Consider the following 7,981-nt stretch of genomic DNA (forward strand, 5'->3'; position numbering starts at 1 on the left):
GGCCCCGAACCAGCCGATGACCGCGACCGGGACGACACCGGGGATACCGCCGGCGACCTCTTCGATCTGCGCGGCCGCGAGCCGGCACTTGGCGCATTCCTCCAGATGCTTGCGCAGGCCCCGCTCGGCGCGGATGCGCAGCTTGCGGCGGGCGTAGGTGCCGAGCTGGTCGGCGTAGCGGGCGCACTCCTCGTCACCGGAGAGGGAGGCGCTGACGTGGGCCTGGAGATAGGCCTGCTTCAGTCCCTCGCGCGCACGGCTGGCGAGGACCCGGGTGCCGTTGGCGTCCAGCCCGAACAGCACGGCCACATCGCTCGGGGACTCGTCCTCCACCTCGGTGTGCCACAGCACGGCCTGCCAGCGTTCGGGCAGTGAGCGGAAGGCCCGCATGGCCATGGACTGCTCGGCCTCGTGCATCGCGCGCACATCGGCGCCGAGGTCCAACCCCGCTCCGAAGGAGCCCGTGGATGCGGTGTCGTCGGCGACCTCCGAACCCCTGGCGGCCTGCTGGGCGAAGACGGCGAAGTCGTCGACGAGCTGCTCACGCCGGGCGGACCTGGTCCAGTGCGCGGCGACGCGCCGAACGGAGGTCAGCAGATAGGCGCGTACGGCGTGCTTGGGCCCGGATCCCCCGCGCACCGCCTGCAGCATCCGGGCGAAGACCTCTGCGGTGAGGTCGTCGGCGGTGTGCCCGTCCCGGCAGCAGGTGCGGGCGTACCGCCGTACGGCGTCCGCGTGCCGCCGATACAGCTCCTCGTACGCGGAGTCGTCACCGGCGCGCATCCGTTCGATCAGCGCGCCGTCGTCGGGCGGCCCTTCCCGGGGCGGCGGCACCACCACACTGCCGTCGCGCTGGGCCGGTACGCTCCGGCCGCTCCGTGCACCGGACGAAGCCGGACGACCGCCCTGATTCGGCACCTGGGGTGGGGTCAGCCCGGCCGCATCCGGGCCCGCGTCGTCACCGCGTGACTCGTCCCACCCGTCAACGCCCATCGCGGAAAGCCCCCGGCACCGGCCCAGCCCAACCCTTACCGGCTCAGAGTGCCACATTGTCTTTTATTCAAGGACCCCTCGTGCACGGCATCCACTCATCCGAGGGCTGTTGTCAGCACAGCCTTACGACCACTCCTCGGACGAGTGAACCGCAACCTCCTAAGAGGTGCGGAGCCGCATGTGATGTGCGGCCCCGCCGCGATGGGGATCACCCCGCGTTCGAGTGACTCCCAAGCCCCTACGCCGGCCGAGACCGAAGCCCCTCCAGCAAAATGTCCAGCAGCCGCGCACTCGCAGCGGCCTGCTGCGCCGCATCCGGCAGAGACGGTGCCGCCGTGGCGATCACCAGCAGCACATCCCCCACGGACACGTCCGCCCGCAGTTCCCCGGCCGCCCGAGCCCGCTCGACCAGCTGCCCGACCACATCGAGCAACTCCCCGACCCCGCTGTCATCGGCAGCGCCACCGGACTCCCCAGGCACCAGCCGAAGCTCACCACTGCCCGGCTGCACCCGCTGCTGAGGCACCCGGGCCTCATCAGCCGACCCCACCGACGCACCGGACCCGGCTGAACCGGTGGAGCCGACCAGCACCTGCGGCGGCAGCAACCGCCCCGCCCCCGACGCCACCGACGTCCGCAGGAACCGCGACAGCGCCGACCACGGCTCGTCCTCCTGCCCGAGCGCGGCCCGCGCCTGCTCGGTCAGCCGCGCCGTCTCCTCCTCGGCTATCCGCCGGACCAGCACGTCCTTGCTGGGAAAGCGCCGGTACACCGTGCCGACCCCGACCCGGGCGCGCCGCGCCACGTCCTCCATCGGCGCGCCGTACCCCAGCTCGCCGAAGACCTCACGCGCCGCACGCAGCACGTGCTCCAGATTGCGCTGTGCGTCGACCCGCAGCGGCGTCGTACGCGCCCCGTCCGCAGGCACGTTGCCCACCGCCGGGCTCATCGCCCCGCCACCGGGCGCGATGGCGGCTGCGGATGACCAATGTGTGTCCTGAACATGCATGTCTTCCCCCGGTAATGACGTCTCCCCCCGGAGACTCTCCCCGCCACTGAATCGGGAGTGCGTGGAACTGGCATCGGTCTCGACCGGGTCCGCCCGTCGCGATACCCGTTCGACCACATTCCCTACACCCCGTCGACACACGAACATAGTTGAGAGGAAGTCAATTCAGAAGGGGCAGGTTCCGCACAGTGCGCCCCCCGATCGGAGTACGGGTCTCGTACGTCCCGTTTCGCCACCTTCGCGCCCCCTCGCCCGCCCCCGCTGACCTGCCCCCTTTCGTCCCACCCCGACAGCGCCGCCGACCTCGCGCCCACCCGGCCGTCAGTCACACAAATTGCCGGGGCTGTGGACAAACAACTGCGCCGGGTGCGTCATGGGATGGTGAAGGAACGTGCGCGCATTCTGGTTGTCGGCGGCGGCTACGTCGGGATGTACACGGCCCTGCGTCTGCAGCGGAAGCTGAAGGGCGAGCTCAAGCGGGGTGAGATCGAGATCACGGTTGTCACCCCCGACCCCTACATGACGTACCAGCCGTTCCTTCCCGAAGCGGCCGCCGGTTCCATTTCCCCTCGTCATGTCGTCGTACCGCTGCGCCGCGTCCTGGACCAGTGCCATGTCGTCATCGGCGAGGTCACCGCCATCGACCACGCGGTGCGCACCGCCGCGGTCGCCACGCTCGCCACCGCCGAGGAAGGCAGAGCGGCCGAACTCCTCGGCTATGACGAGCTGGTGCTCGCCCCCGGCTCGATCTCCCGCACGCTGCCCATCCCGGGCCTCGCCGAGTACGGCATCGGCTTCAAGACCGTCGAAGAGGCCATCGGCCTGCGCAACCACGTCATCGAGCAGATGGACATCGCCTCCTCCACCCGCGACCCCGCGATCCGCGACGCCGCCCTCACCTTCGTCTTCGTGGGCGGCGGCTACGCGGGCGTGGAGGCGCTCGCCGAACTGGAGGACATGGCCCGCTACACCGCGCGCTACTACCACAACGTCCGACCCGAGGACATGAAATGGATCCTCGTGGAGGCGTCCGACCGCATCCTCCCCGAGGTCGGCGCGGAGATGGGCCGCTACACCGTCACCCAGCTGCGCCGCCGTAACATCCAGGTCCTCCTCGACACCCGCCTGAACTCCTGCGCCGGCCGCGTCGCCGTCCTCAGCGACGGCCAGCGCTTCCCGACCCGTACGCTCGTGTGGACCGCCGGCGTCAAACCGCACCCCCTGCTCGCCGCCACCGATCTGCCGCTCACCGAGCGCGGCCGGCTGAAGTGCACCGCCCAGCTGACCGTCGACGGCGCCGAGCACGCCTGGGGGGCCGGAGACGCGGCGGCCGTACCCGACGTCACCGCCGCCGAGCCCGGCACCGAGACCGCGCCCAACGCCCAGCACGCCGTCCGCCAGGCCCGCACCCTCGGCGACAACATCGCCCACGCGCTGCGCGGCGAACCGCTGGAGACGTACGCCCACAGGTACGTCGGTTCGGTCGCCTCCCTCGGCCTGCACAAGGGCGTCGCCCAGGTCTACGGGCGCAAGCTGAAGGGCTACCCTGCCTGGTTCATGCACCGCGTCTACCACCTCAGCAGGGTGCCCACCGTCAATCGCAAGGCCCGGGTCCTGGCGGAATGGACCCTCGCCGGGCTCTTCAAACGGGAGATCGTCTCGCTCGGTTCACTCGAACATCCGCGAGCGGAGTTCGAACTCGCGGCCGGTGGAAAGCCTCCTCACAGCCCCTCGGACGACCCGAAGGGGTCGTCCTGACCGGACCCAGGAACTCCCCGGCTCGCCCAGGCGTCTGACGGATGTCGCCGCGGCACGCCCCCTGCCAGACTGCCCCACGTCCGCGGACGGGCCACCCACCCGCCCTCAGCACCCACGAGGCTTCTTCCCAAGTGAACTTCACGCGCTGGAGCGCCCGGCTCCCCGGAACGCAGCGCCGCGCCGCCGCGCGGACCGAGACCCCGGTCTCCCCGGACCGGCGGGGGGAAGGCTCCGTGCCCGCGGCCCGCGCCGGACAGCCGGCCGGCGACGCACCCCCGGTGCCCGCCGTCGACGAACTGCCCGCGCGCGACGTCCTCGACCGCGTCCCGGCCCTCGTCGCCCTGGTCCACGGCCCCGACCACCGCCTCGCCTACGTCAACGACGCCTACACGACGGCCTTCGGCGTACGACCTCCGGCCGCCCCCGCCCGCGAGGCACTGCCCGAACTCGCCGAACTGGGCCTGCTCCCGCTCCTCGACCAGGTGCTGCGCAGCGGCAAGCCCCGCACCCTGAAGTCCCGCAAGGCCGTCGACGGCCGCTCCTACACCTTCACCTGCACGCCCGTCGCCGAGGACGGCGACCGCGACGCCGGCGTACTCGTCTTCGCCACCGACGTCACCGACCACGCCGAGGCCGCCGAACGGCTGCGGGCCAGCGAGCGCCGCCAGCGCGAGACCGCGGTGACCCTCCAGCGCTCCCTGCTCCCCCAGGAGCTGGAACAACCCGACGACCTGCGCATCGCCGCCACCTACCTGCCCGGCGGCACGGAAGCGGCGGTCGGCGGCGACTGGTACGACGTGATCACCCTGGGCGGCGGCCGCACGGCGCTGGTCATCGGCGATGTGATGGGCCGCGGGGTCCGCGCGGCGGCGGTGATGGGCCAACTGCGGACGGCCGTCCGGGCATACGCCCGCCTGGACCTGCCCCCGCACGAGGTGCTCCAGTTGCTGGACGGCCTGGCCACCGAGATCGACGCCAACCAGATCGCCACCTGCGTCTACGCCGTCCATGATCCGAACGAGGGCCGGCTGGTGTACGCCTCCGCGGGGCATCTGCCCATCCTGGTCCGCGACGAGAACGGCACGGTCTCCCGCGCCGACGAACCCACCGGCCCGCCGCTCGGCACCGGCGGCTGGATGCACGCTTCGGGTTCGATCGCGCTGGGCCCGGGGTCGACGGCGGTCCTCTACACGGACGGCCTGGTCGAGCGCCGCGACGAGGACCTGGATGAGGGCATCGCGTCACTCGAACGCGCCCTCGCGGGCGCCACGGGCACCCCCCAGGTGGTCTGCGACCGCCTGGTCCGCTCGGCCGGCGTCACCGCCGACCACGACGACGACGTGGCCGTCCTCGTCCTCCAGCACCCATCCCGTACGGGCCCCGACGGCGACCTGTTCCGCAACGCGGCCCTGGAACTCCTCGGCGGCGTGGAAGCGGCCCCGCGCGCCCGCGCCTTCGCCTCCGGCGTGCTGACGAGCTGGCGCTTCCCGTCCGAGCTGCACGACCTCGGCGTCCTGGCCGCCAGCGAGCTGGTCGCCAACTCCCTCCAACACGGCACCCCGCCCATGCGCCTCCGGCTCCGCCGCACCGACCGCCGCCTGATCATCGAGGTCACGGACGGCGACGACCACCTCCCACGCCGCCGGCGCGCGGAACCGGGTGACGAGTCGGGGAGGGGGATCGCCATCGTGGCGACCATCGCGTCCAACTGGGGATCGAGAAGGACGCCGGGCGGCGGGAAGGCGGTGTGGTGCGAGTTCGTGCTCACGAAGGGCTAGGCGCCGTGGGGGTGACTGTTGTCTGCCGGGTGCGGGTGCGTCGTGGCTGGTTGCGCCCACGCGGCGGAGCCGCATATCGATACAGCCCCGCGCCCCTCGGGAACCGCGGTGCCGTCGGCCGCATAGCGCAGCGGCACCTCCCAGCCAGCAGCGCCCGAAACGTGCCCTGCCCCGGTAGCGGGTGCGCTACGCCTCCGCCGCCACCGGCTCCGCAGGCGCACCGCCGCGCGTGACCACGCGGCTCCCGCGCGCCAGCCACGGCCGGTCCTGCACATCCGTGAGCCGCCGCCCCAGCCGCAGCGCCAGCACCGTGATCCCCAGCGAGAACAGCAGGAAGGTCACGATGTACGGCGCATGCAGCGAGGCCCCCAGCGGCCCGCCCACCGCCGGCCCAACGGCCAACGCCAGCTGCTTGACCAGCGCAAACGCCGAGTTGTACTGCCCGGCCATCCCCTCCGGCGCCAGATCGGCGACCAGCGGCGCGACCGTCGGCGACAACATCGCCTCACCCAGCCCGAACAGCGCGTACGTCGACACGAACGCGGCCGTCGCCATCTCCTGGCTGCCGTGGCCCAGCCCCGCGTACCCCGCGGCCAGCCAGGCGACGGCCCAGATCAGTCCGACCCCGGCGATCACACGAGACCGCCGGCGCCGCTCGACGAACTTGAGCACGGCGAACTGGGCGACCACGATCATCAGCGTGTTCGCGGCCAGGGCGGTCCCCAGCGCGGAGGTCGATATCCCGGCGGCCTCGACGCCGTACGCGCTCAGCCCGGACTCGAACTGGCCGTAGCAGGCGAAGAACAGCACGAAGCCCAGCACACACAGCTGCACCATCGCCCGGTTCCCGAGCAACTGCTTCCAGCTGCCCTTAGCCGACGCCGGAGCGTCCTCCAGCCGCGGCGAGTGCGGCATCCGCACCGTCGCCATCACCACGACCAGCAGCAGGAACATCGCCGCCTCGATCGCAAACAGCAGCGTGAACGACGACACGCGCGTGGTGTCGACGAGGTGACCGCCGATGAGGCCGCCTATACCGAGCCCCAGGTTCTGCAGGAAGAACTGCATCGCGAACGCCCGGGACCGCGTGTCGGCCGTCGAGCAGTCCACGATCATCGTCGCCAGCGCCGGCTGCATCACGGCCTGTCCAGCGCCCAGCGCGGCAGCGGACAGCAGTACGGCGCCGGCGTTGCTCGCGAGCCCCAGGCTCAGCGCGCCGAGCGCGGCGGTGACCAGGGCGGCGAGCAGGACCGGCAGCGGGCCGCGCCGCACGATCGCCCGGCCGGCGAACGGCAGCACGATCAGCGCGGCCACGGCGAAGACGGCGAGTACGAGTCCCGCCGTCATGGCTCCCAGCCCTCGCACCTGCGCCACATAGACGTACAGGTAGGGGACGGTGAAGCCGAGCCCGAACGCGCTGAGTGCGTTGCCCACGTGGATCCGGCGCATCGCTGCGCCCATCGCCCTGGTCACGTTCACCTCTCTCACTAGTTAGTCCTGAAGACTTCAAAGCTAAAGTTCGAAGCTAAAGAGTACACAGTGAAGGACTTCAACGCAAAGGAGCTGCGTGCCATACTGCGCCCATGGCCGACACCGCCCCCGACGTCACCGAGCCGACACTCGAAGAGCAGATCGCCGCCTACCAACGCGAGTTCCAGGACCTGGACCCCCAGGTCGAGAAGATCGTGTCGGCGCTGTCCCGACTGAACCGCCGCATGAACGTCGCCTACGGCCGGCAGACCTCCGCCCTCGGCATCAGCAACGCCGAGTGGGAGGTGCTCAAGGCACTCGTCCTCTCCGGCGCCCCCTACCGCATGGGCCCCAGCGACCTCGCCAAGCGCCTCGGCCTCACGCCGGCCGCGATGACCCACCGGATCGACCGCATGGTCGCCGAGGGACTCGTCACCCGGGAGCGCGACGAGTCCAACCGCGTCCGGGTCATCGTCGAGCTGACCCCGGAGGGCCGAGAGAAGTGGCTGGAGGCGATGCGCCTGGCGACCGTCTTCGAGGAGGACCTCCTCCAGGACCTCACCCCCGCGGAGCGCGCGGTGCTCGACGAGGTCCTGACCAGGCTCCTGATCAGGGTGGAGCACGCCCAGCCGGACGCTGGCGGCCGGCTCAGCGACCTTGACTGAGGCCACCCGGGACCACTCGAAAAAGATCTTGACAGGGGTGGGTTGACACGCACCTGTCGGCTCCGTAAAGTTCTCCGGGTTGCCACGGGGCCGTAACGGTTCTGCGGTAGCACCTCCGCCGCTTCGAGCGGCACCCCCTCACACCACTGCACGATCTCCCGTACGGGTTGATTTCGGCGTGCCCGAATTCAATTCGAATGGAAGCCCGGTGGCCCGATTGGGAATCACCGAGCGGATCCGCTAAGGTTTGAGACGTCGGAACGGCCCAACGGCCAGGAAGACAAACCCCCCTGACTGGGAGTCAGACA

6 protein-coding genes are annotated in these 7,981 nt (G+C 71.2%); 3 read left to right on the forward strand and 3 right to left on the reverse strand.

The annotated features are described in order from the left end of the window. Together M878_RS71165 and M878_RS71170 are read right to left on the reverse strand one after the other, a co-directional pair. On the reverse strand, positions 1-993 hold a 993-nt coding region (locus tag M878_RS71165; protein ID WP_031225436.1), incomplete at its 3' end, for an RNA polymerase sigma factor. A 238-nt stretch (positions 994-1,231) separates the two neighbouring features. Continuing rightward, positions 1,232-2,002: a TetR/AcrR family transcriptional regulator gene (locus M878_RS71170; RefSeq protein WP_031225437.1), complete on the reverse strand. Its 771-nt coding sequence runs from the start codon at positions 2,000-2,002 to the stop codon at positions 1,232-1,234. Between the two features lie 378 nt (positions 2,003-2,380). Between M878_RS71170 and M878_RS71175 the strand changes: the two genes are divergently transcribed. Both M878_RS71175 and M878_RS71180 read left to right on the forward strand, forming a co-directional pair. Then, a complete protein-coding gene (locus M878_RS71175; RefSeq protein WP_023549050.1) occupies positions 2,381-3,760 on the forward strand; it encodes an NAD(P)/FAD-dependent oxidoreductase in 1,380 nt (459 codons plus the stop codon). Between the two features lie 131 nt (positions 3,761-3,891). Then, positions 3,892-5,538: an ATP-binding SpoIIE family protein phosphatase gene (locus M878_RS71180; protein WP_023549051.1), complete on the forward strand. Its 1,647-nt coding sequence runs from the start codon at positions 3,892-3,894 to the stop codon at positions 5,536-5,538. 186 nt (positions 5,539-5,724) lie between these two features. On the opposite strand, the gene M878_RS71185 is transcribed toward M878_RS71180, so the two are convergent. After that, positions 5,725-6,999 (reverse strand): MDR family MFS transporter, encoded by a 1,275-nt coding sequence (locus M878_RS71185; RefSeq protein WP_023549053.1) that lies wholly within the window; start codon positions 6,997-6,999, stop codon positions 5,725-5,727. A gap of 122 nt (positions 7,000-7,121) precedes the next feature. On the opposite strand from M878_RS71185, the gene M878_RS71190 reads away from it, so the two are divergent. Continuing rightward, complete coding sequence (locus tag M878_RS71190) at positions 7,122-7,673, forward strand: MarR family winged helix-turn-helix transcriptional regulator (protein ID WP_023549056.1); 552 nt, start codon at positions 7,122-7,124, stop codon at positions 7,671-7,673. Positions 7,674-7,981 lie beyond the last annotated feature (308 nt).

Source organism: Streptomyces roseochromogenus subsp. oscitans DS 12.976 (genome assembly GCF_000497445.1).
In the GTDB taxonomy this organism is placed as follows: Bacteria; Actinomycetota; Actinomycetes; order Streptomycetales; family Streptomycetaceae; genus Streptomyces; species Streptomyces oscitans.